This window comes from Streptomyces sp. NPDC005784, assembly GCF_042871525.1.
Classification (GTDB): domain Bacteria; phylum Actinomycetota; class Actinomycetes; order Streptomycetales; family Streptomycetaceae; genus Streptomyces.
In genome coordinates this window covers 565625-588135 of the sequence record NZ_JBIAIQ010000002.1, presented here as the reverse complement: position 1 = coordinate 588135, position 22511 = coordinate 565625, and the positions used below count along the sequence as shown (strand labels likewise).

The window sequence follows — 22511 nt, the reverse complement described above, 5'->3', positions numbered from 1 at the left end:
GGGGGGGGGGGGGGGGGGGGGGGGGGGGGGGGGGGGGGGGGGGGGGGGGGGCCCCCCCCCCCCCCCCGCGGGGGGGGGGGGGGGTTGTTGGGGGGGGGGGGGGGGGGGGGGGGGGGGGGGCCGGCGCCCCCCCCCCCCCCACTCCTCGCACCGCGCGCCGGTGCCGCGCGGCGACACGACGGCCCGCACGGGACACGCGTTCCCCCGCGCCCCGACGCATGTCCGCGCACCCCCGTCCACCACGCCGAACGCGACCCGCCGCCCCGGAGCCAGCGGGCTCCCCCGCCCCCCGCCCCACTCCAGCACGGGCCCGTCCCCCGACCACCGCAACCCCGAACACGCCCACACCCGCCGCACCCTCACAACAGTAGAGCCCGCCACTGACAAGCGCCCTGACCAGCCGGAACGCCTGGAGGGCCACCGGCGAACCAGCCGCACAGCACCTGCGGTCCCAACCACTGCCGTCCAGGCAAAAGCCGGAGGCCCCGTGGATTCCTCCACGGGGCCTCCGGTGCGCTGGGCACCCAGCAGGTCCTACGGCGTTCAGCCGACGGCGTACGCGTTGTACACCGTGGTCGTCGAGCTGTCGCCATGGGTGTCGGTGACCGTCGAGCGCAGGCCCACGCGGCCGGAGGCCGGGTTGTGGACGGCCATGGTCCACTTTCCGCCGGACAGCTTCGCGGTGGCGGCGTGCCAGGTGGCGCCGTTGTCGGTGGTGTACCAGGCACGCACGGACTTCACGCTGTCCGACAACTGCCGCACCGTGCCGTCACCCGTGCCGCTGCGCTGCATACCCAGGACGACGGTCGTCGTCGACCCGGGAGCCGCCTGGTTCCTGGTGTTCAGCGCCTCGGGCCAGAACCGGGTGATGTAGTCCCGGATCTGCTGGTTCTTGTTCGGGTCCGCGTAGAAGCGCAGGGTGAGGCTGGAGCTGGTCGACAGTGAACCGGACGGCAGGCTGCGACGGCCGGTCTGGCTGAGCGTGTACCAGCCCGCATCGGGGATCCGCGGCTGCCCGCCGGGGACCCCGCCCCGTGTGTAGCTGTGCGAGTAGAGCGTCTTGCCCGCGTGGGTCAGCTTCAGGGTGCCGCCGGCCAGAATCCCGCCGGCAGGAAGGGTCGGGTCGGCGAACGGGTTGACGTCCCCGAAGTACAGCTGGTGGTACCAGGTGTTGGGCAGCCGCCCGCTGGGCCCCCAGACCGCGTGGCCGAGGGTCAGCGAGGTCGTCCTGCCGGCCGCGTACTTGCGGAACCCGCCGTAGACGAAGTCACGGCTCTCCTGGCCCACGCTCCACTGTCCGGCCGGCACGTGGACACTGAAGAAGTTGGGCAGGTCACGTTCGAACTGGAGCGAGTTCGGGTACATCGAGCAACTGTCGCCGTCCGCCGAGTTGTCGAACGAGAACCGCGCCTGTCCGCTGTCGGGGCCGGAACGCGCCGACACCTTGAGGGTGGTGAGCCCGGACTCCTTGAGTGTCGCGGACACCCCGGACGGCACGCCGCCCCTGTGCGTGGCGGAGGCCAGCCAGAAGTCCCCACCGGTGGCCGACTGCGGCTCGTACGTGGCGCCGTAGGACACCTCGTACGCCTTGCTGCTCGTCGGAATGACGTACAGGTCGCCCGCTTCCGCCGAAATACCCATGGTGGCAGGGCTGTTGTCGGAGGCGCAGACGTACGCGCTGACCCTGTGATCGTATCCGCTGCCCGGTTTCGGGCTGATGGAGACGTTGACCGGGCGGCCCTTTCGGGCGTCGAACGTGGTCGTCGTGGCCCCGGAGACCGTCACGCTGTGACCGCCCACAGCGGCGCCGACACCCTCGGCGCCGACGAAGGATGTGGCGAGTTCGTAGCTGCCGTTGGGCAGCGACGTCGCCTTGTTGCCTTCGATGTAGCGGAAGTCGTTCGTCTTCGTGTTGTAGACCGCCACTTGGGCGTAGGTCGGCTTGCCGCTCCGGTCCAACGTCCTGACGGTGAGCGACCCTTTGGCCGTGGCCGACGCCGTGGATGTCCCGGTCAGGAGCAGCGGCACGAGTACGGTGACGACACTCGCGGCTGCTGTGGTTCGCCGCATCAAACCCCCCAATAGGTGCGCGACAAAGGCGAGTTACCGTAGCGCACAGGTGATGCGCCACCATCACCGGCCCCTCGCCGCCATCACCGACCTCTCACCGGCGATCGCCGGGGCCGCTGCCCGGCTCGCACTCACGCACGCGGCACGATCGGTGGGACGACCCGCCGGGAACTGTCCCGGGCCGGATCCCGCGGAAGACGGATCCGCCGGCCGGATGGCACAGGCCCTCCGCCCCACGAAAGGGATGAGGGGCCTTCCGCATGCCGCGGTGGGCCGGAAAACGGGGCCCACCCGCAGCCGCCGGGCAGGATTCAAGATCTCCGACAACGGGATCGCCCTCGGGCCCGTTGCCATACACCAAGGAAAACGCAAGAGGCCCCGGATCTCTCCGGGGCCTCTTACCTGTGTGCACTCGGCAGGATTCGAACCTGCAACCTTCTGATCCGTAGTCAGATGCTCTATCCGTTAAGCTACGAGTGCTTGTTCTGTTGTGCTTCTGTCTTCGCTTCCCGGGCTTTTGCCCCGCTCGCGGCGACAGGAAGAACATTACATGACTGCCGCCGCCATGTGAAATCCGTTTGCCTCACCCCTTGTGAGCTGGGCAAACGCACTTCTGGGCCCTCACGAGCACCCTGGACGGCAGCGTGCTCCGCGGCCCTCACGGACACCCGGAACGCCGAAGCCCCGGTCCATTGGACCGGGGCTTCGGATCTTCGCGCGGAGGCGGAGGGATTTGAACCCTCGATGGGCTTGAAGGCCCAAACCGCATTAGCAGTGCGGCGCCATAGACCGGACTAGGCGACGCCTCCCGCACAACCACTCACGCGAGCGCAAGTGGTGCGTGCAGATGATGACACAGTCGAGCGCGGTGTCACCAATCGCCCCCCACGGTACTAGGCAGATACGCCGCACTGCAAAGCCCCCACCGGCACGCAACCGGGTGGGTCGCCCCGCGTTAGACAGGTCATGTTGCGCCGACTGCTCCTCACCACCGCCGTGTCCGCCACCGCCGCGCTCTCGACCGTGCCCAGCGCCACCGCCGGCACCCCTTCCGACGCCCCCGGGGTGTTCCCCGTACCCGTGGCGTCCCCTGCCGGACCCGCCCCGGCGCTCCCCGCCGGACCGTCGTCGTTGTTCCCCGCCGGAGCGTCGTCCCTGTCCGCCGCCGCGTACGGCGTCGCCCTGCCGGCCCTCATGCCCCCGCCGGCCCGCCCGGAGGACTCCGCGGACCGGCTGACGGTGACCGTCCACGACGTGGGCGGCGGTGCGGACGGGACGTTCGAGCTGGCGTGCCACCCCGCGGGCGGCAGCCATCCGCACGCGGCGGAGGCCTGCGACCGGCTGGACCGGATGACCACCTGGGGCAAGGACACCTTCGCCCCGGTGCCGCCGGACACCCTCTGCACCATGCAGTACGGGGGTCCGGCCACCGCGCATGTCACGGGAACCTGGGCGGGGCGTCCCGTCGACGCGCGCTACGACCGCTCGAACGGGTGCGAGATCTCGCGCTGGAACGCCCTGGAGCCGCTGCTGCCCGGCGCCCGCCCATAACTCGGACGGGGCTGAGGACGGGGCGAGGACACGGTGACGTCACGGTGATCTCACGGTGCTCTCACGGTTCCGCGGGGTGAAGTGCGTGGTCACAGGTTCTACGCCGGTTCTGCGTCTCATATGTGTGCGACCTCCCTCTCATCCGGCATCGCGAGCGCAACCACTGCCCGTAGACTCCCTCGCGTGACACGCCGCGGGCCGGTTGGCAAGATGGCATCCGCGGTCGGCAAGGTGCGGTAACAGGGAGGAAGCGTCTCGTGAGCAGCAGGCCATCCCGAGGCGCTGCTCGCCTCGCAGCCATACTGGACGCGCTGCCCGATGCGCTGGTCCTGGTCAACGCCAACGGGACCGTCGTCAACGCCAACAGCATCGCCCTGGAGGCCTTCGAGACCCCGGGCACGGCTCTGGTGGGCCGCGGGCTGCTCGATCTGCTGCCCGAGTTCGACTCCCGGCTGATCCCCGGATCCATGCGGCGCCCCGACACCACCGACGAGCGCGGGCGGACCAAGCCGACCCGGATGATCGCGCGGCGGACCGACGGCACGGAGTTCCCGGTCGAGGTCACCAGTGCGAATCTGGAGAGCGGCCAGCAGGCCTACGACAACTACGGCCCCACCCCCGACGAGCTGCTCATGCTCGTCGTACGCGACCTTTCGGGCACCGTCGACACCGAGGCCGAACTCGCGCGTTCGCAACGCCAGACCGAGATGATCCTGCGCGCGGCGGCGGAGGGTGTCGTCGGGACCGACACCGAGGGGCGGGTCGTTCTCGTCAATCCCGCCGCCGCCCAGATCCTCGGATACCGGGCCAGTGATCTCGGCGGCAAGGACCTGCACGCCCTGATCCTGCACTCGCGGGCGGACGGCGAGACCTTCCCCTATGAAGAGTCGCCGCTCGCCGACACCCTGCGCTCCGGGCGCAAGCACCGGGTGCGCGGACAGGTGCTGTGGTCGAAGTCCGGCGACCAGGTGCCGGTCGACCTGACGACCTCTCCGGTGCGGGACGGCGACCAGCTCGTCGGCGCCGTCATGACCTTCACCGACCGGCGGCCGTACGACACCCTGGTCGAGGAGAAGGACGCGGCCGCCACCCGGCACGCCGAGGAGCTGGAGCGGATCGGCGAGGAGCACTCCGCCGAGCTGGAGGAGCTGCGCGAGCGGCACACCGCCGAGCTCACCGAGCTGACCGAGGGGCACGAGGAGGAACTCGCCGCCGGCGACGAGCGGTACGCGGCACTCGGCGAGCGGGAGAAGGACCGCTACGAGGCGCTGACCGGCCGGCACGAGCAGCTGCTCGCCGTCCTCGGTCAGTCGCTGCGCGGGCCGCTCGACCAGCTGCGCGGCGAACTCGCCAAGCTCGCCGCCGACGACGCGGGGCAGCTGTGGCCGGAGGCCAACCAGGTGCTCCACCACCTCTCGGCCGGCTACTCGCGCATCACGACACTCGTCGACAACGTCCTCGGCTACCAGCGGCTGGACTCCGGCGTCGAGACGATATTCCGTACGAACGTGATGCTCGACGCCGTGGTCGCGGCCGGTGTCGACGGGGCCGTCGACCTGATCGGACCCGGACGCGTGCAGTTCGCCGTGCACGCACCGCCCATCGAGGCCGAGGTCGACCCGCAGCGTCTCGCGGGCGCCCTCGCCCACCTCATCGCGGACGTCGCCGGAGTCGACGCGACCGGCAATGCGCCGGTGTCGGCGGGCGGTTACATGGACAACACGGTCGTCGTGGCGGCGGCGCAGCGCGGCGAGGTCGTACGGATCGAGGTGCGCGGGCCGTACGCCGGGGGAGACCCGGTGCACGAGCCGATCGTGCGCGGGATCGTGCGCGCGCACGGCGGTGTGCTCCAGACGCACGAGGTGCCGGGGATGAGCGGCAGCGCGTACGTCCTCGAGGTGCCCATCGGGGGCGGAGCGGGCGCGGTTCCGCTCGCCACCGGACCCGCGGTCTCCACCGAGGTCGCCCTTCCCGAGCCGACCCCGCAGCAGAGCGGTGGCAGGCGGCGGGCCCGGCGGTCCTCCGTGGACGCCTTCCTGGAGAGCGAGGAGACGGGGGAGTCCGGGCCGAAGGCCGTCGAGGCGGCCGGAGCCGGTACGACCGCTCCCACCGGGCGCCGTCGCCGGCGTGCCGCCGAGGAGCAGGCGGCCGGCGAGCTCCCGGTTCCCGCGCAGGAGCAGACGGCCGAGGGAACCGACGGCGGTACCGGGCGACGCCGTGGCCGGCCCAGCCCCGCCGAGGGCACGGGCGACGCCGCGGCGCAGGGCACGCCTGACGGGGTTTCCGAGGGCGCGGTCGTGATGGCGGGCGAGCACGGGGCGGGAACCGCGGCCGTGGGATCCGGGCTGGGCGGGACGGTGCCTCCGCAGGGGGTGCCGGTGCCCTCCGGACGACGCGCGCGCCGGGACGGCGAACAGAACGCACTGCCCGCCGCGTCGCCGGCGGCGCAGGCCGCTCCGGCGGCGACGGCGCCGGGCGACGGTCCCGACGAGGACGACGGTGCCACCGACGACGCGGGCCGGCCGAGCGGGCGGCGCCGCCGTGCGCTGGCCGCGGCGGCCGAGCGTGCCGCCGCGCAGGAGACGGGCGCCCGTGCGGTGTTCGCGCTGCCGCCGGCGGAGGCGGACCGCTCGCCGGAGTACGTCCAGGCCGAGGCCCAGGCGCAGGCCGCCCAGGCGCAGGCCGCTCAAGCCCAGGCCGCCCAGGTCCAGGCCGCTCAGGCGCAGGCCGCCCAGGCGGCACAGGTTCAGGTCGCGCTGGCCCAGCAGTCCGACGGCCGCCATGACGCGGTGCCGCACGGCCCCGACGACGATCACACCCCGCCGCAGCCGCACCCCGCCTCCGCCCCGACGGGCCGCCGACGCGCCCGTCAGGTCGCTGCCCCGGGCCGGCCCGTGGCGGCGCCCGGACAAGCGCTCCCGGCACAGGGCGTTCCCGGACAGCCGGTCCCCGCCCTCGGCCAGACGGTTCCGGCGCAGGGGCTTCCCGCGCAGAACGTCCCGGGCGCGACCGGCGCCGGTCAGCCGGTTCCCGCCGGGCTGCCCGCCGTCGCCGCACAGGCCGCCCCGGCCGGTGCCGCGCCCGCTCCGGCGCCCCAGTCCTGGCCCGACGCGAACACCACCACCGGCGTCGGCATCCCCGCCGCCGGCGCCGGTGCGCAGTCCGCGCTCCCGGCGGCGAACGCGCCGACTCCGGCCCGGCCGGTCCCCGCCCCGCTCCCCGCGGAGCGCCCGGGCCCGCGGGTCGCCCAGCCGCTGCCGGCCGAGGCGACGCCCGCGGCCGCCCCGGCCGACCCCAACTCGACGCAGGGCCGTGCCATAAGCGTGCGCACGCTCGGCCAGGGCGTTCCGTTCGCCCGCCAGGTCGCGGCGGCCCAGCCGGGCGGCGGCGTCCAGGCCTCGACGCCTCCCCCGCACGGGACGAACGGCGGGGGCCGCCGCCGCAAGCTCGGCACTCCGCCCGAGCCCGTCGTCGAACGCGCGGAGACGGCGGCGCGCTCGCTTCCGCAGGGCGGCCAGCCGGGTGCCGGACCCCGGCGGCCCGGCACCACCGAGGGCGCCGGACGGTCGTACGCCATAGGAGCACCGGACGAGAACGCCGCCGAGGGCCCCGAGCCGCTCGACGGTCCCGGCGGTGCCGTAGAGGTCGCCGACCAGCCGCAGCCGCGGCCCGTGGACGACGAACTGCCCCCGGAGCCACTGGACAACCCGCGGCGGCTGCTCGTGTGGCCGGCGCCCGACGCCACCACCCAGCAGGCACTGAGCGACCGCGGCTACCGGCCCGTCATCGTGAACTCGCGCGAGGAGGTCGACGCGCAGATCGCCGCGTTCCCGGCCGCGCTGTTCGTCGACCCGCTGACCGGCCCGATCACCCGCACGGCGCTGCAGTCGCTGCGGCAGGCCGCCGTCGCCGCCGAGGTCCCCGTCCTGGTGACGGCCGGACTCGGACAGGCGACGCGCGAGGCGGCGTACGGCGCCGACCCCGCCGTACTCCTGAAGGCGCTCGCGCCCCGCGACTCCGAGCAGCACCCGCCGCGCGTACTGCTCATCGAGGAGCACGCGGAGATCGCGCTCGCGCTGACGGCGACGCTGGAGCGGCGCGGGATGCAGGTCGCGCGCGCCTCGACGGACGAGGACGCCGTGACCCTCGCCTCCCAGATGAGGCCGAACCTCGTGGTGATGGACCTGATGCAGGTACGGCGCCGACGGGCCGGAATCGTCGACTGGCTGCGGGCGAACGGGCAGTTGAACCGCACACCGCTCGTCGTCTACACCGCCGCCGTCGACCCGGCCGAACTGCCGCGGCTGGCCGCGGGGGAGTCGGTGCTGTTCCTCGCCGAGCGTTCCACGAGCGCCGAGGTCCAGGACCGGATCGTCGACCTCCTGGCCCGCATCGGCACCAACTAGCCGTACGCCAAACCAGTCGTACTCGACCGGCCGGTCGCGCGTGGGTCCCCCGCGACCGCCCGGCCGTACGTACCGTCCATGCGTCTGTACGTCCGTGAACCGCGCATGCGCCGGGCGGGGAACCCTGGGGCTCCCCGCACGGCGCACGTGTGATGGTCTCCGGGACGGGCCCTGGCCGCCCGGTGGCGCGTCAGAGCTTGGTCACGTCCAGGCTGCCCTCCGCGTACTTCTTGCGGATCACCTTCTTGTCGAACTTGCCGACGCTCGTCTTCGGAACCGCCTCGACGATCGACCAGCGCTCGGGGAGCTGCCACTTGGCGATCCTGCCCTCGTCGGCGAGGAAGGCACGCAGCGTCTCGAAGTCCGCGGTGGAACCTTCCTTCAGGACCACGGTGGCCAGCGGCCGCTCGCCCCACTTCTCGTCGGGGACTGCCACGACCGCGGCCTCGGTCACGTCCGGGTGGGACATGAGGGCGTTCTCCAGGTCGACCGAGGAGATCCACTCGCCGCCCGACTTGATGACGTCCTTGGCGCGGTCGGTGAGGGTCAGGAAGCCGTCGGGGCTGATCGTGCCGACGTCACCGGTCTTGAGCCAGCCGTCCTCGCTGAACTTGTCGGCGGGGCGCAGCGGTTCCGCGCCGTCGCCGCCGTAGTAGGCACCGGCGATCCACGGGCCGCGGACCTCCAGTTCGCCGGCCGACTCGCCGTCCCACGGGAGCCGTTCGCCGCCGGGGCCGCTGAGGCGGGCCTCGACGCCCGCCGGGAAACGGCCCTGGGTGAGGCGGTAGGCGAACTCCTCTTCCGTGCCCACGGCGTGGGCCGGCGGGCGGGCGATGGTGCCGAGCGGGGAGGTCTCGGTCATGCCCCAGGCGTGGCAGACGCGCATGCCCAGCTCGTCGAAGGCGGCCATCAGCGAGGGCGGGCAGGCGGAGCCGCCGATCGTCACCTGGGTGAGGGAGGAGACGTCCCGGGGCTTGGCGGTCAGCTCGGCGAGCAGGCCCTGCCAGATGGTCGGCACGGCGGCGGCGTGCGTCGGCCGCTCGCTCTCGATCATCTCGGCGAGGGGCGCGGGCTGGAGGAAGCGGTCCGGCATCAGCATGTTGATGCCGGACATGAAGGTGGCGTGCGGCAGACCCCAGGCGTTGACGTGGAACTGCGGGACCACGACGAGGGTCGTGTCGTAGTCGGTGAGCCCCATCGACTGGGCCATGTTCACCTGCATGGAGTGCAGGTAGATCGAACGGTGGGAGTAGACGACACCCTTGGGGTCTCCGGTGGTCCCGGAGGTGTAGCACATGGCCGCGGCCTGCCGTTCGTCGATCTCCGGCCAGTCGTAGACCGTCGGCTTCCCGGCGATCAGCTCCTCGTACTCGTGCACCCGCACGCTCGTCCCGTCGAGCAGCGAACGGTCACCGGGACCCGAGACCACCACGTGTTCCACCGTCGGCAGGTGGGGGAGGAGCGGCGCGAGCAGCGGCAGCAGCGAACCGTTGGCGATGACCACGCGGTCGGCCGCGTGGTTGACGATGAAGACGAGCTGCTCGGCCGGGAGGCGGAGGTTCAGGGTGTGCAGCACCGCGCCCATGGAGGGGATCGCGTAGTACGCCTCGACGTGCTCGGCGTTGTTCCACATCAGGGTCGCGACCCGCTCGTCGCCCGTCACACCGAGGTCGTCGCGCAGGGCGTGGGCGAGCTGGTTCGCGCGCTCCCCGGCCTCACGGAAGCTGCGGCGGCGCGGCTCGCCCTCGCCCGTCCAGGTCGTGATCTGGGACTCTCCGTGCACCAGCGCCCCGTGCACCAGAATGCGGGTCACAGTCAGCGGTACGTCCTGCATCGTGCTCAGCACGGCGTCCTCCCGGGGGCGACATTGCCTACGCGGTAGTTATGGGTGCGCTGATTCTGCGCACATACCGCGCGGTATGTCACTAGCCGCAGGAATGATCGATCAGCTAACGGCCTGCTCGGCGGGCTGTCGGGGCGCTTCCTGGCGGACGGGGATCAGCTCGGGGTCCTCGCGCAGTTTGCCCAGCGCACGGGAGACCGCCGACTTGACCGTGCCGACGGAGACCCCGAGGACCTCCGCCGTCTGGGCCTCGCTCAGATCCTCGTAGTAGCGCAGCACCACCATCGCCCGCTGCCGCGCCGGCAGTTTCGTGATCGCCCGCCACATCGCGTCGTGCAGTGCCTGCTGCTCGGCGGGGTCGGCGGCGGGCAGCCCCTCGGGCTCCGGCAGCTCCTCGCAGGCGAACTCGTCGACCTTGCGCTTGCGCCACTGCGACGTCCGCGTGTTCAGCAGAGCGCGCCGAACATAGCCGTCCAGCGCCCGATGGTCCTCGATCCGGTCCCAGGCGACGTACGTCTTGGTCAGCGCCGTCTGCAACAGGTCCTCAGCGTCGCTCGAGTTCGCGGTGAGTGACCGGGCGGTGCGCAGCAGCACGGGCTGCCGCGCCTTCACGTACGACGAGAACGACGAGTACGAACGGGTCCGCGTCGCCCTTGTGGCGGCGTCCGAGGCGCTCGTGCAGACGAGTGTGGTCATGGCTCCACGCTAGGTTCGCCCCCTCCTCCGGCGGATCGGCCGCAGGTCCCGAAGCCATGTCCGCCTCAGGTTGTAGAACTGGGGTCGGCCTCACCTCCTGAAGGTGGACATGCGGGCCCGCCCTCTGAGGGTTCACCCCTGAGAGACGACCACCGGGGGAGTATTCGGGGGGGAAGCGGGAGCGGAACGCGAGGGAAGCACCTGGGCGCAGCACTCCCGGGAGCACGGGAGTCCCGTACGCCGGGAGAAGTCCGCCCGGGGCACACGGGTCCCGTACGCCCCGGGTGGCCCGCCCGAGGCACACGGAAGCAGCATCCTCGAGCAGCGGCACCGGCCCACGCCCGACGCAGACGGGCACCGGGACCGGGACGGCGGCGGGACGCGGGTCCGGGACCGCCGGGGAGACACGGGTCCAGGACGAACGCGGGACGCGGGGCCGGGACAGCCGCGGAGACACGGGTCCAGGACAAAGGCGGGACGCGGGGCCGGGACAGCGGGGGGACGCGGGTCTCAGCCGTCGGCTCCGAGGATCAGGCCCGACGTGGGAACCCCGGTTCCCGCGGTCACCAGGACGCGCCCGGCGCCCGGTATCTGGTTCACGGACGTGCCCCGCAGCTGCCGTACGCCCTCCGCTATTCCGTTCATCCCGTGCAGATACGCCTCCCCGAGCTGCCCCCCGTGCGTGTTCAGCGGAAGCCGCTCCTCGGCGACGAAGTCCGCGGCCTCCCCCGGCTTGCAGAAGCCGAACTCCTCCAGCTGCATCAGCACGAACGGCGTGAAGTGGTCGTACAGAATCCCCACGTCGATCTCCGCCGGGCTCATCCCCGCCGTCCGCCACAACTGCCGGGCCACCACGCCCATCTCCGGAAGCCCCGTCAGCTCGTCCCGGTAGAAGCTGGTCATCTGCTCCTGCGCCCGGCCCGCGCCCTGGGCGGCGGCCGTGATCACCGCCGGGGGATGCGGCAGATCACGGGCACGCTCCACGGAGGTGACCACCAGCGCCTGGCCGCCGTCGGTCTCCTGGCAGCAGTCCAGCAGCCGCAGCGGCTCCACGATCCAACGCGAGGCCGCGTGCTCGGCGAGCGTGATCGGTCTGCCGTGGAAGTACGCCGCGGGGTTGGTCGCCGCGTACTTCCGGTCGACCACCGCGACCTGCCCGAACGCCTCGGGTGTCAGGCCGTAGGTGTGCAGATACCGCTGGGCCGCCATCGCCACCCAGGAGGCCGGGGTGAGCAGCCCGAACGGCAGGGCCCAGCCGAGCGCCGCGCCCTCCGCCGACGGCTCCCGCCGCTGCACGCCCGAGCCGAATCTGCGGCCCGACCTCTCGTTGAACGCCCGGTAGCAGACCACGACTTCGGCCACTCCGGTCGCCACCGCGAGCGCCGCCTGCTGGACGGTCGCGCAGGCCGCTCCACCGCCGTAGTGGATGCGCGAGAAGAACGACAGCTCCCCCATCCCGGCCGCCTGCGCGACGGTGATCTCCGGGCTGGTGTCCATCGTGAACGTCACCATCCCGTCCACGTCCGCCGGCGTCAGGCTCGCGTCGTCGAGCGCGGAGCGCACGGCCTCCACCGCCAGCCGCAGTTCACTGCGCCCCGAGTCCTTGGAGAACTCGGTGGCCCCGATACCGACGATCGACGCCCGCCCGCCCAGGCCGTCCCGCTTGCGCACGCTCATGCGGCACCGCCGTCGGACGGCGCGTCGACGGGGGCGAAGGCGGAGGAGGGGCCGGGCGACGCTTCCGGAGTCGGGACCGTCACCGTCACCGTGCCCATGACGTGCCGGCCGATGCCGTTGGCGCCGAGGATTCTCACCGTGGCCGTGTCGCCGTCGACCTCCTCGATCGAGCCGGTCAACACCATGGTGTCTCCCGGGTGGTTGGGAGCGCCCAGCCGTATCGCCACCTTGCGCAGCACGGCGGCCGGGCCGAAGTGGTCGGTCACATACCTTCCGACCAGGCCGTTGGTCGTCAGGATGTTCATGAAGATGTCCGGCGAGCCCTTCGCCCTCGCCAGATCCGCGTCGTGATGCACGTCCTGGTAGTCCCGTGAGGCGATCGCTCCGGCCACGATCAGCGTGCGGGTGATCTCGATCTCCAGCGGCGCCAGTACGTCGCCCACCCTCATGTCCCCACCTCCCCGTTCGCGATCAACTCCCCCAACTCCTGCAGCATTTCGCCCCCGCACCCCAGATACGCGTCCAGCTGTCGGCCCCACAGAAAGTGCCGGTGCACGGGGTGTTCGAGGTCGGCGCCCGCCCCGCCGTGCAGATGCTGGCCCGTGTGCACGACCCGCTGTCCGGCCTCGGACGCCCACCAGGCGGCTGTCAGGGCGTGCGACGTGCACGGCAGCCCCTCGTCGCGCCGCCATGCCGCCTCGTACGCCGTCACCCGTATCGCCTCGGTGTCCATGTACGCGTCGGCGGCGCGCAGTTGGACGCCCTGCTTGGCGGCGAGCGGTCGCCCGAACTGCTCGCGCGCGTTCGTGTGCTCCACCGCCCGCGCAAGCGACCCGGCACACACCCCGGCCTGCAGTCCGGCGAAGGCGGTTCGGGCCGTGGCCAGCAGATCGTCGTGCGCCCCCTCGGCGCCCAGTGCCTCACCCGGCGTCCCGTCCAGCGTCAGGCGCCCCGCCGACCAGGGCGCCGTCAGCTCGACAGGCTCGCTCGCCGCCGCCTCCGCGACGCGGACCAGCCAGAGCCCGCGCCGGTCGTCGGCGACGAGCACATGCGTGGCGTCGCGCAGCCACGGCACGACGGGCACGACCCCGGTCAGCTTCCCCGGCCCCGGCTCACGCCTCCCCGGTACCGAATCCCGCGTCTCAGACACCTGCTCACGCCTTCCCGGTACCGGCTCCCGCGCCTCCGGCTCAGGCATCCCCGGCCCCGATCCGGATATCGCGCCGGCCACCACCACCGTCCCGTCGGCGATCCCCGGCAGCAGCCGCTCGCGCTGCTCGGGCGAACCGTGTGCCGCCACCGCGAGCAGTCCGTACACACAGCTCGCCGCGAACGGCACCTGCGCCGTGGTGCGCCCCTGCTCCTCGAGCAGCAGGACGAGACCGAGGAGCCCTATGTCCGCGACCGCCCCCACCAGCCCGGCGGCGCACAGCTCCTTCCACAGTCCGGCGTCACTGCCCGTCCCGGCCGCGGTGAGCCGCTCGTGGGTGGAGAGGTCGCCGAAGATCCGAGCGGCCAGGTCCCGGGCGGCCGCCTGTTCCTCGGTGGGCGTGAAATCCATGTCAGCTCCCCCCGCCCGGGCGGACGGCGAAACAGGCGGGCGAGCGGGCGGAACCGCCGGGCGGGCGCGCGGCCGAGTCGCCGGGAACGCCGTCGCCGCCGGACCCCTCCCCGGCCCGGAAGGCCGGCAGTTCCAACTCATCGTCGTACCGCTGGAATTCGAGCCGCACGGGCATCCCGATCCGCACCTTGTCGTGCGGTACGCCCACCACGTTGCTCACGATCCGCACGCCCTCGGCGAGCTCGATCAGTGCGACGGCATAGGGAGGGTCGAAGGCCGGGAACGGCGGGTGGTGCATGACGACGTACGAGTAGACGGTCCCCTCGCCGCCCGACTCGACGGTGTCCCAGTCCGGGCAGCCGCACGCGCCGCACCCCGGCAGCCACGGGAATCTCAGCGCCCCGCACGCCGTGCAACGCTGGATCAGCAGCCGGTGCCGCCCGACACCCTCCCAGAAACCGGCGTTGTCCCGGTTGATCACCGGGCGCGGGCGCAAGGGCCTGCCCCTCGCCTCCGCGCTGCGCCTCTCCGCCGTATGCCTCTCCGCGGCATTCGCCTCCGCGGTGCCCGACGCGTCCCCCGCCCCCGCCGGGCCCTTCGGATTCGGGTGCGCCGGAACGTACTTGAGAATGCGGAACCTGTGCGTCCCGGCGAGTTCGCCTCCCGCTCTGACATCCATCCGCGTGGTGAGGAAGTACCCCGTGCCCAGCTTGGTCGTCTTGCGGTCCGAGACGGACTCGATCACCGCGTCGAAGGTGATCTCGTCCCCGGGGCGCAGCGGGCGCAGATACTCCTGCTCGCTGTCGGTGGCGACCACCGAGGTGTACCCCGCGCCGTCGAGCAGCCGGAGCAGCTCGTCGTACGCCCCGGAGCGGCCGGGGTGCCCGCCGAGGCCGCCCATCGTCCACGCCTGGAGCATGGTGGGCGGGGCCACGGCCTCCGGTCCGTCGTACGCCGGATTGGTGTCTCCCATCGCCTCGCACCAGTGCCGGATCATCGGCGCGTTGACCGGGTCCTTGCCGACGCCCCGGACGGTGGCCGCGCGTCCCTCGTACGCCTTCAGACGCACCGCCAGGTCGCCCCCGTCGCTGTCGGGCACGACATCGGGCACGGCGCCATCACCCGCTGGGGTGCCCCCGCCGCCCGCTCCCCGGCCGCTCACCGCCGCCCCCTCCTCATGCCGAGCCGCATCGTCGCGACGATCTCCCGCTGCACCTCGCTCACCCCGCCCCCGAACGTGTTGATCTGTGCCGCCCTGTTCATCCGCTCCAGCCCGCCGGCCCCGAACGCCCCCGGTGAACCGGAGCGGACCAGTGCGTCCGCTCCCACGATGTGCTGACATATTCGGAACACCGCGACCGCGGATTCGGTTCCCATGACCTTCACGCCGCTAGCGTCTCCGGGCGCCGGCCCACCGGCTCCCAGATCCCCCACCAAACGCCAGTTGAGCAGGCGTGATGCCGCCAGTCGGGCATGCACTTCGGCGAGCTGGAAACGCACCCACGGCTCGTCAACCCTGCGCCGCCCGGTCACCGGATCAGGGGTACGGGCCGCCTCCAGCGCGGCCGCGTAGAAGTCCTCGGCCTGCATGCCGATCGCGGCGAGCGCCACCCGCTCGTGGTTGAGCTGGCTGGTGATGAGCCCCCAGCCGCCGTTCTCCTCGCCGACCAGGTTCCCGGCCGGGACACGGATCCCGTCGTAGTAGGTCGCCGTGGTGGTCTGGCCGCCAACCGTCTCGATCGGTGTCCACGAGAAGCCGGGAGTGTCGGTGGGGACGAGCAGGATCGAGATGCCCCGATGTTTCGGCGCGTCCGGGTCGGTACGGCACGCGAGCCAGATCCAGTCGGCGTTCTGGGCGTTCGACGTGAAGATCTTCTGTCCGTCGATCCGCCAGTACCCGCCCTCGGCGCCGGATGGTCCCGCGCTCCTCCCGGCCTCGTCCTCCCGTACGGCGCGCGTCCGCAGCGAGGCGAGGTCCGTGCCGGCCGAGGGCTCCGAGTACCCGATGGCGAAGACGAGGTCCCCGCTCAGGATGCGCGGCAGGAAGAAGTCCTTCTGCTCATCGCTGCCGTATTTCATGAGCGTCGGTCCGACGGTGTTCAGCGTGACCATGGAAACGGGCGCACCGGCCCGGTAGGCCTCGTCGAAGAAGACGAACTGCTCGTCCGCGCCGCGCCCCTGCCCCCCGTACGCGACCGGCCAGCCGAGCCCGAGCAGACCGTCGGCGCCGATGCGGCGCAGCAGCGCCCGCTGTCGTGCGGGGTCGTCGGCGGGTGGTGGCCCGTCCGGCATCAGTTCCCTGAAGTACGTGCGGAGTTCGGCGCGCAGCCGCTGCTGGCGCTCGGTGGGGGCGAGGTGCACGACGGCGGCCCTCCCGGACCTCGTACGAACAAGGTTTTCTGACTGTCCGTCAGATACCATTGCCTGTCAAGGTCACGGACACCACCCCGAACCATCCGCGGGCCACCGGCGCGAGCCCCCTCCCACGCCCCGTACACGTCTGCGCGACGGCGCCGCAGCACCGTCGCACAGGCGTTGTGAGACCTCCACAGAGCACTACCCCACGCAGTAGCCGCCGGGCCGATGGGAGCGCATCGGCCCCTGGCTCACCAGAGCTTGACGAAGTTGACGATGACGTTCTCGTTTCCTTGGTTGAGGGCCGTGAAGGCGGAACCCGTCACCTGAGCGGTATTGCTCTGATTCCTGGCCCCCGAGCCGACCGCCTGCTGTTGAGAGGTGGAGGAGTTGCCGCTGTTGTTGCGTCCGACCCCGCTGCCACTGGAGGTCGCCACTCCCGCGTTCGACCCGGTGTCCGCGAAGGAGCCGTTGTCGGCCGACGCGACTCCGGAGAAGAGGACGGCGGTCAGGGGCAGGGCCGCGACGGCGGCGAGGATGCGAGCGGTACGGATGCTTGCCATGTGAATTCCTCCAGAACCGGTTGTACGCACCGGCGGTGAGCCGGGATGTACGGGAAATACGGCTTGTTCCGAGGCGGTTGGCCTGCCGCCTCGGCGTTGTCCACGACGTCGCGAGTCCAGAGTTGCCCACCACATCCCCGACGAACCACCCCGGAAGCCGCGATTCCCCCTCAAGCGTGAGGACATGTCGATAAACCACCTTCACGCCGACAAAGCCCCTGCTCAGCCCCCCGCCGACCGCTCAACCCCAAGCGCCGCAACAGGCGAAGCGTTCCGGCAGCTTTTCGGCCGATCTCGTCCACCGGCCACCTCGCGCCCTCGCGCGCCGGGGATGGCCCTTCCCTTTTTCGAACACCCGTACGAGCATGGAGGCATGGCCACCATCGACCGGCGGGCCACCACTCTGGCCCTGGCCCACGCCCTGTCCGCAGCCGAGCGCGGACTGGCGGTGATCCCGCTGTCCCGTACGAAGCTCCCGGCCCTGCGCTCCCCCCACCGCGACGACCCCGATCCCCTCCCCTGCCACGGCGAATGCGGCCGCTTCGGGCACGGCGTGTACGACGCCTCGACCGAGCCCCGGCGCATCCGCGAACTGTTCGCCGCCGCCCCCTGGGCCACCGGCTACGGCATCGCCTGCGGGCTGCATCCGCACCACCTCATCGGCGTCGACCTCGACACCAAATCCGATACGGACTCCTCGACGGCCCTGCGCGAACTGGCGCTGCGCCATCTCTTCACGATCCCGGACACGGTCGTCGTCCTGACCCCCAGCGGCGGCCGCCACCTCTGGCTGAGCGGACCGCCGGACGTGGTCGTCCCCAATTCGGCGAGCCGCCTTGCCCCCGGCATCGACATCCGCGGCGCCGGCGGCTACCTCGTCGGCCCCGGCTCACGCACCGAACACGGCGTGTACGAGACGGCCCCCGGCACCGCCCGGCTCGCGCCCGCGCCCTGCCCGCCCGAACTCCTGCAGCTGCTCCTGCCGCCGCCCGCGCGCCACGGACACCGCCCCACGCCCTCCGCGTCAGACCGGCAGGGCCAGGGGCTGGTCCAGTTCGTCCTCGCTGCGCACGAGGGCCAGCGCAACACCCGCCTCTTCTGGGCCGCGTGCCGTGCCTACGAGAACGGCCTCGGCCCCCAACTGATCACCCCGCTCGTCGAGGCCGCCGTCCGCACGGGCCTCACCGAACGAGAAGCCCGTTCGACGATCGCCTCCGCGGCACGGATGACGGCTCCTTCGTCCCGACAGCACTGAGGCGACACCCTCGCCGGGGCGTCGATGCGGTCGACGGCCGCGTCACCCCGGCGGCCGGGACCGGACGGGGAGCAGCGGTTTCCCGGCCGATCGGCTCCCGACGTGACGGGCCGGGCGGCCGGCCCCGGCAGGGTGGCCCTCGGTCCGCACCCGGGAGACGGCTCCGGCGGCTGTGCGCTCGGACGTCGTGCGGCGCAGGGCGGGGAGACCGGCGGGTCGGGCGAGCCGCGGTCACACCGAAGGAAGGTCATGCGGAAGGGGTGCCCCTCCGGAGAGGGGCACCCCTTCTGACCTGCAACCTTCTGACTTACTACGCGGTGGGTGTGGGATTTGAACCCACGGTGACTCGCGCCACGACGGTTTTCAAGACCGTTCCCTTAGGCCGCTCGGGCAACCCACCCCGCTCCCGCCCGGCCGGGTGGAGCGGATACAGCGTACCCGGCTCCGAGCGTCTCGCGGAGGCGTGGTCCACACCGGGGCCACCAGCGCTGATCCGGCTCACCGAGGTCCTTGCTGTCATGCCTGCGGTGCCCAGCCGTCACCGCGCGGGAGTTGGTCGGCCCGGGTACGCAAAAAGCCGTTTTCGTGAAAACTTCCGGCGTCCTGCGCTCACTCGATTGCCACACATCTGAAAGAGGGGGAGCGGCGTTAGCGGAATATGGCGAAAGTAAGTTCTCTCGCTCCACCTGTCTCCGGACCGACGGCGGAGGGCCCGGCCGCGGCCCGTGCCGTGGCGGCCGGGCAATACACCTACACGCCTGCCGCCGCGTACACATCGCCTGACGCCTGCGGCACCTTGCACGGAGGCGGCACGCGCATCGAACTGTGGGGCACCGAGTCACTGCTCGGCGATTTCCTGACGGTGCTGGACGCGGTCCAAGAGGAAATCAACCAGCGGTGGAACGGCCAGGGACGCTCCGGCCGCCACAGCCCTCACGTGACTGGGACGAATTTCCGTGAATGACGACTACCCGAATCTCTCCTTCGCCCGGTACGGACAACATCCCGGATACCCCACCGGGGCGGAGACCGGTCAGTACGGCGATCCTGGGGACGCTCTGCACGAACAGGGCTGGGACCCGGTCGAGGAGCTCACCTATCTCCTGCAGGATGCCGCGGCGGCGGAGCAGGAGGTCCTCGTGCCTCCACCGCGCAGTGAGCCGACGTACACCGACGAATTCATCAGTGACCCGATGGACAACCTGGTTCAGCTCACTGCCGAGTTGCCGCCCATCCGGCGGTCCTCGACCGGACATCGGAAAGTACGGGTCCGCAATCCCCGCTTCAACTGGCTGCAGACCGTCAGCTTTGTGATCGCCGCACTCGCCGCTGCCACCGTGTCGATGGTGAGCGTCTTCAGCGGCATGGTGGCCTACACACCTCTGCAGCACATCGCGTCCAACGCGCAGAGCGGCACGGGACCTTGGTGGCCTCTTCTGGTCTACGGCCCCTGGATGGTGGCCTCGCTCTCCATCCTGAGAGCCGCCCTGCACCAGCGCCGGGCCGTGCACTCGTGGTACGTCGTTCTGCTGTTCTCCTCCGTCGCCATGATGTTCTGCGTGGCCGACGCCCACCAGACCATCACCGGGGTGGCCACGGCCGTCGTACCGGCCCTCGCTTCCTTAACCTGTTTCCAGCAGCTGATCCGTCAGATCACGCTGACCCGCCCGCCGCGCCAGACCGTGTCCCGCCATCGGCAGCGCCCCTGCCCGGCGGCGCCTTCGGAGCGCCTCGAGAGCAAGAAGGGTTCGGCCTCCGCAAAGACGTCTCGCGCTTGATCCGTCCCGAGGGTCTTCCCAATCGAGATGGAACAGTCGGCACGCAGAAGGGGTGTCTCCCGCGGGAGACACCCCTTCTGAGCTGCACGTCCGCAAAAGGTCAGTTGTCGCCCTGTCGGGAGCCGAGGGTGAGGTCGACCGTGTGGGTCTTGCCGTCGCGCGTGTAGGTGAGCTTGACGGTGTCGCCGGGCTTGTGGGTCCAGATCGCGCCGATGAGGGTCGGTCCGCTGTCGACCACCATGTCGTCGACCTTGGTGATGACGTCGCCGGGCTTGAGGCCCGCCTTGGCGGCGGGGCCGCCGGACTCGACCGCCGACGAGCCGCTCGCACCCTGCTCGGTGATCTTCGCGCCGCCCGTGCCGTCCTCCAGGGAGACCGAGGCGCCGATCTTCGCGTAGACCGGCTTGCCGGTCTGGATCAGCTGCTGGGCGACGTACTTGGCCTGGTTGATCGGGATCGCGAAGCCCAGGCCGATGGAACCGGACTGGCCGGAGCCGCCGAGACCGCCGCTGGTCGACGACTGGATCGCCGAGTTGATGCCGATCACCGCGCCCGAGGCGTCGAGCAGGGGACCACCGGAGTTGCCCGGGTTGATCGAGGCGTCCGTCTGCAGGGCGCTCATGTACGAGGACTTGCTGCTGGCGCTGCCGTCGCTGGAGGCGACCGGCCGGTTCTTCGCGCTGATGATGCCGGTGGTGACCGTGTTGGAGAGACCGAAGGGCGCGCCGATCGCGATCGTGGGATCGCCGACGGCCACCTTGTCGGAGTCGCCGAGGACCAGCGGCTTCAGGTCCGAGGGCGCGTTCTTCAGCTTGATGACCGCGACGTCGTACCCCTGCGCGTGGCCGACCACCTCGGCGTCGTACTTCTTGCCGCTCGGGAAGGTCGCGGTGAGCTTGCCGCCGTCGACAGCATCCGCCACCACGTGGTTGTTGGTGAGGATGTGGCCCTGCTTGTCGAACACAAAGCCCGTGCCGGTGCCGCCCTCGCCGTTGGTGCTCTGGGCCTCGATGGTGACGGTGCTCGGCAGCGCGCCCGCGGCCACGTTCGCGACGGTGCCCGAGGCACGCCTGACCTCACCGCTGCTGCTCGGGGCGGAGACGGTCGTCGAGTCGGTGGAGTTGTCGTTGTTCTTGGCCAGCGAGTAGCCGATGCCGCCGCCCACGCCACCGGCGACCAGCGCGGCCACCAGGACCGCGGCGACCAGGCCGCCGCGCCCGTTCTTCGGCTTCGGCGCGGGCTGCTGGTAGGAGGAACCCCAGCCGCCGGTCCCCGAGCCGCCGCCGTCGGCGTACGAAGGGGTTGCGGGCGGCGGAGGCGGCCAGCCCGCCTCGGGGGCGGAGCCCTGGGTCGCGGCCTGTCCGTAGGGGTCGGCCCCCTGTCCGGCTCCGGCCGACGCGTACGCCGGCATGCCGGCGGGCGCCGACGCGTGCTCCGGTGCGCCGGGCGTGCCGGGCACCGCGGGGATCGGAGCGGTCGGCGCGCCCCCCGCGTGCGAGGCGCCCTGCGCGGAAGCAGCGGGAGTTTCCACCGGCACAGGAGGTGCGGACGGGGCCGGGGGTACTGCGGTGCCCTCGTTCTCGGTGCTCACAGCTCTTCTCCTCGATCCACGGCTGTTGTTCTCGGTCGCACTCGGTCACGCCCACTCACACTTGTCGATGCCCGGCGCGATTCAGCTGTGCATGTGCTTTTGTACGCCGTCAGCTTTTCCCACAGGGCGTCAGGGCACCATAAGCGGTGGCTGTGCGTCCGAGGTCATCCTTTATAACGGACCTTTACCATCGAAAGGTATGAATTGGGACGTATCTCACCTCACGCTCGCCCCGCGACGATGGCACCATGACGCGGTGACCCTCGCACGACAGCACCCGATTCAGGTCGTCGCCCACCGCGGAGCCTCCGAAGAGGCCCCCGAGCACACCTTGGCCGCGTACAAGAAGGCGATCGAGGACGGTGCGGACGCCCTCGAGTGCGATGTACGGCTGACCGCCGACGGCCATCTCGTCTGTGTCCACGACCGTCGCGTGAACCGTACGTCCAACGGCCGCGGAGCCGTCTCCGCCCTGGAGCTCGCCGAACTCGCCGCACTGGACTTCGGCTCCTGGAAGAACCGCGACGAGTCGCCCGACTGGGAACACGCTCCCGGGGGCCTCGAGGACACCTCCGTGCTCACCCTGGAGAGACTTCTCGAACTCGTCGCCGACGCCGGCCGCCGCGTCGAGCTGGCCGTGGAGACCAAGCACCCGACCCGCTGGGCGGGCCAGGTCGAGGAGCGGCTGCTGCACCTGCTGAAGCGTTTCGGCCTGGACGCCCCCGCGTCCGCCGACGAGTCCGCGGTGCGCGTCATGAGCTTCTCGGCCCGCTCGCTGCACCGCGTCCGGGCCGCGTCCCCAACCCTGCCGACGGTCTATTTGCTCCAGTTCGTCTCACCCCGCTTGCGGGACGGCCGACTGCCCGCCGGTGTCCGGATCGCGGGCCCGTCGATGCGGATCGTACGCAGTCACCCCGGGTACATCGAACGACTGAAACGAGCCGGACATCAGGTGCACGTCTGGACCGTGAACGAGCCCGAGGACGTCGATCTCTGCGTTGAGCTGGGCGTCGACGCCATCATCACCAACCGCCCGCGCGCGGTGCTGCGACAGCTGGGCCGCTGACCTGGTCTTGCCCAGGGCGGCCACGCCACGGAAAACACCACGATCACCCCTCGAAAACCATCGAGAACCGGCCACTCGATTACAGGGAGTGCTCCGGCG

Annotated in this window: 16 protein-coding genes, 3 tRNA genes and 1 pseudogene; 6 read left to right on the top strand and 14 right to left on the bottom strand. The window is 71.6% G+C overall.

Annotated features, from left to right (window positions below; all coding sequences use genetic code 11):
- Nucleotides 1–141 precede the first annotated feature (141 nt).
- The 4 genes and pseudogenes from ACFYR3_RS05510 to ACFYR3_RS05495 form a co-directional block, all read right to left on the bottom strand.
- A pseudogene (locus ACFYR3_RS05510) lies at nucleotides 142–357 on the bottom strand (DUF2797 domain-containing protein); the annotation flags it as partial.
- Between the two features lie 186 nt (nucleotides 358–543).
- The gene (locus ACFYR3_RS05505; RefSeq protein WP_355848343.1) at nucleotides 544–2070 is read right to left on the bottom strand and encodes a hypothetical protein; all 1527 of its coding nucleotides are present in this window, start codon (nucleotides 2068–2070) and stop codon (nucleotides 544–546) included.
- 407 nt (nucleotides 2071–2477) lie between these two features.
- Nucleotides 2478–2550, bottom strand: a tRNA-Arg gene (locus ACFYR3_RS05500).
- 238 nt (nucleotides 2551–2788) lie between these two features.
- A tRNA-Ser gene (locus tag ACFYR3_RS05495) sits at nucleotides 2789–2879 on the bottom strand.
- Between the two features lie 157 nt (nucleotides 2880–3036).
- Here ACFYR3_RS05495 and ACFYR3_RS05490 point away from each other — a divergent pair.
- Both ACFYR3_RS05490 and ACFYR3_RS05485 read left to right on the top strand, forming a co-directional pair.
- The gene (locus ACFYR3_RS05490) at nucleotides 3037–3621 is read left to right on the top strand and encodes an SSI family serine proteinase inhibitor (protein ID WP_389281592.1); all 585 of its coding nucleotides are present in this window, start codon (nucleotides 3037–3039) and stop codon (nucleotides 3619–3621) included.
- Nucleotides 3622–3878: 257 nt separating this feature from the next.
- Nucleotides 3879–8027, top strand: coding sequence for a PAS domain-containing protein (locus tag ACFYR3_RS05485; protein ID WP_389281590.1), 4149 nt, complete (start codon nucleotides 3879–3881; stop codon nucleotides 8025–8027).
- 190 nt (nucleotides 8028–8217) lie between these two features.
- On the opposite strand, the gene ACFYR3_RS05480 is transcribed toward ACFYR3_RS05485, so the two are convergent.
- The 8 genes from ACFYR3_RS05480 to ACFYR3_RS05445 form a co-directional block, all read right to left on the bottom strand.
- The gene (locus ACFYR3_RS05480) at nucleotides 8218–9861 is read right to left on the bottom strand and encodes a long-chain fatty acid--CoA ligase (protein ID WP_355848411.1); all 1644 of its coding nucleotides are present in this window, start codon (nucleotides 9859–9861) and stop codon (nucleotides 8218–8220) included.
- A gap of 111 nt (nucleotides 9862–9972) precedes the next feature.
- A complete protein-coding gene (locus tag ACFYR3_RS05475) occupies nucleotides 9973–10566 on the bottom strand; it encodes a SigE family RNA polymerase sigma factor (protein ID WP_355848334.1) in 594 nt (197 codons plus the stop codon).
- 510 nt (nucleotides 10567–11076) lie between these two features.
- Entirely contained in the window at nucleotides 11077–12243 is a 1167-nt protein-coding gene (locus ACFYR3_RS05470; protein WP_389281588.1) for a lipid-transfer protein, read from the bottom strand.
- Nucleotides 12240–12692 (bottom strand): MaoC family dehydratase, encoded by a 453-nt coding sequence (locus ACFYR3_RS05465; protein WP_355848328.1) that lies wholly within the window; start codon nucleotides 12690–12692, stop codon nucleotides 12240–12242. Before ACFYR3_RS05465 ends, ACFYR3_RS05470 begins: the two co-directional genes overlap by 4 nt.
- A complete protein-coding gene (locus ACFYR3_RS05460) occupies nucleotides 12689–13804 on the bottom strand; it encodes an acyl-CoA dehydrogenase family protein (RefSeq protein ID WP_389281586.1) in 1116 nt (371 codons plus the stop codon). The genes ACFYR3_RS05465 and ACFYR3_RS05460 overlap by 4 nt, the downstream gene beginning before the upstream one ends.
- Nucleotide 13805: 1 nt before the next feature.
- The gene (locus ACFYR3_RS05455) at nucleotides 13806–14915 is read right to left on the bottom strand and encodes a bifunctional MaoC family dehydratase N-terminal/OB-fold nucleic acid binding domain-containing protein (RefSeq protein ID WP_389281584.1); all 1110 of its coding nucleotides are present in this window, start codon (nucleotides 14913–14915) and stop codon (nucleotides 13806–13808) included.
- A gap of 47 nt (nucleotides 14916–14962) precedes the next feature.
- The gene (locus ACFYR3_RS05450; protein WP_355848319.1) at nucleotides 14963–16165 is read right to left on the bottom strand and encodes an acyl-CoA dehydrogenase family protein; all 1203 of its coding nucleotides are present in this window, start codon (nucleotides 16163–16165) and stop codon (nucleotides 14963–14965) included.
- 245 nt (nucleotides 16166–16410) lie between these two features.
- The gene (locus tag ACFYR3_RS05445; protein ID WP_355848317.1) at nucleotides 16411–16722 is read right to left on the bottom strand and encodes a hypothetical protein; all 312 of its coding nucleotides are present in this window, start codon (nucleotides 16720–16722) and stop codon (nucleotides 16411–16413) included.
- A gap of 373 nt (nucleotides 16723–17095) precedes the next feature.
- Here ACFYR3_RS05445 and ACFYR3_RS05440 point away from each other — a divergent pair, with 373 nt between their 5' ends.
- A complete protein-coding gene (locus tag ACFYR3_RS05440; RefSeq protein WP_355848314.1) occupies nucleotides 17096–17977 on the top strand; it encodes a bifunctional DNA primase/polymerase in 882 nt (293 codons plus the stop codon).
- Nucleotides 17978–18292: 315 nt separating this feature from the next.
- On the opposite strand, the gene ACFYR3_RS05435 is transcribed toward ACFYR3_RS05440, so the two are convergent.
- Nucleotides 18293–18377: transfer RNA gene (locus tag ACFYR3_RS05435), tRNA-Ser, on the bottom strand.
- A 330-nt stretch (nucleotides 18378–18707) separates the two neighbouring features.
- Here ACFYR3_RS05435 and ACFYR3_RS05430 point away from each other — a divergent pair.
- Both ACFYR3_RS05430 and ACFYR3_RS05425 read left to right on the top strand, forming a co-directional pair.
- On the top strand, nucleotides 18708–18941 hold the full coding sequence (locus tag ACFYR3_RS05430) for a hypothetical protein (RefSeq protein ID WP_389281581.1): 234 nt from the start codon (nucleotides 18708–18710) through the stop codon (nucleotides 18939–18941).
- The gene (locus ACFYR3_RS05425; RefSeq protein ID WP_356782797.1) at nucleotides 18934–19755 is read left to right on the top strand and encodes a DUF2637 domain-containing protein; all 822 of its coding nucleotides are present in this window, start codon (nucleotides 18934–18936) and stop codon (nucleotides 19753–19755) included. The genes ACFYR3_RS05430 and ACFYR3_RS05425 overlap by 8 nt, the downstream gene beginning before the upstream one ends.
- A gap of 100 nt (nucleotides 19756–19855) precedes the next feature.
- On the opposite strand, the gene ACFYR3_RS05420 is transcribed toward ACFYR3_RS05425, so the two are convergent.
- Nucleotides 19856–21346, bottom strand: coding sequence for a trypsin-like peptidase domain-containing protein (locus ACFYR3_RS05420; RefSeq protein ID WP_355848308.1), 1491 nt, complete (start codon nucleotides 21344–21346; stop codon nucleotides 19856–19858).
- Between the two features lie 256 nt (nucleotides 21347–21602).
- On the opposite strand from ACFYR3_RS05420, the gene ACFYR3_RS05415 reads away from it, so the two are divergent.
- A complete protein-coding gene (locus ACFYR3_RS05415) occupies nucleotides 21603–22412 on the top strand; it encodes a glycerophosphodiester phosphodiesterase (protein WP_355848305.1) in 810 nt (269 codons plus the stop codon).
- Nucleotides 22413–22511: the final 99 nt, after the last annotated feature.

Bases quoted from the DNA above. Each gene is read 5' to 3' on its own strand.
- ACFYR3_RS05480 (WP_355848411.1), bottom strand. From the start codon at position 9,861: ATGCAGGACGTACCGCTGACTGTGACCCGCATTCTGGTGCACGGGGCG.
- ACFYR3_RS05505 (WP_355848343.1), bottom strand. From the start codon at position 2,070: ATGCGGCGAACCACAGCAGCCGCGAGTGTCGTCACCGTACTCGTGCCG.
- ACFYR3_RS05475 (WP_355848334.1), bottom strand. From the start codon at position 10,566: ATGACCACACTCGTCTGCACGAGCGCCTCGGACGCCGCCACAAGGGCG.
- ACFYR3_RS05440 (WP_355848314.1), top strand. From the start codon at position 17,096: ATGGCCACCATCGACCGGCGGGCCACCACTCTGGCCCTGGCCCACGCC.
- ACFYR3_RS05490 (WP_389281592.1), top strand. From the start codon at position 3,037: ATGTTGCGCCGACTGCTCCTCACCACCGCCGTGTCCGCCACCGCCGCG.
- ACFYR3_RS05445 (WP_355848317.1), bottom strand. From the start codon at position 16,722: ATGGCAAGCATCCGTACCGCTCGCATCCTCGCCGCCGTCGCGGCCCTG.
- ACFYR3_RS05460 (WP_389281586.1), bottom strand. From the start codon at position 13,804: ATGGATTTCACGCCCACCGAGGAACAGGCGGCCGCCCGGGACCTGGCC.
- ACFYR3_RS05470 (WP_389281588.1), bottom strand. From the start codon at position 12,243: ATGAGCGTGCGCAAGCGGGACGGCCTGGGCGGGCGGGCGTCGATCGTC.
- ACFYR3_RS05465 (WP_355848328.1), bottom strand. From the start codon at position 12,692: ATGAGGGTGGGCGACGTACTGGCGCCGCTGGAGATCGAGATCACCCGC.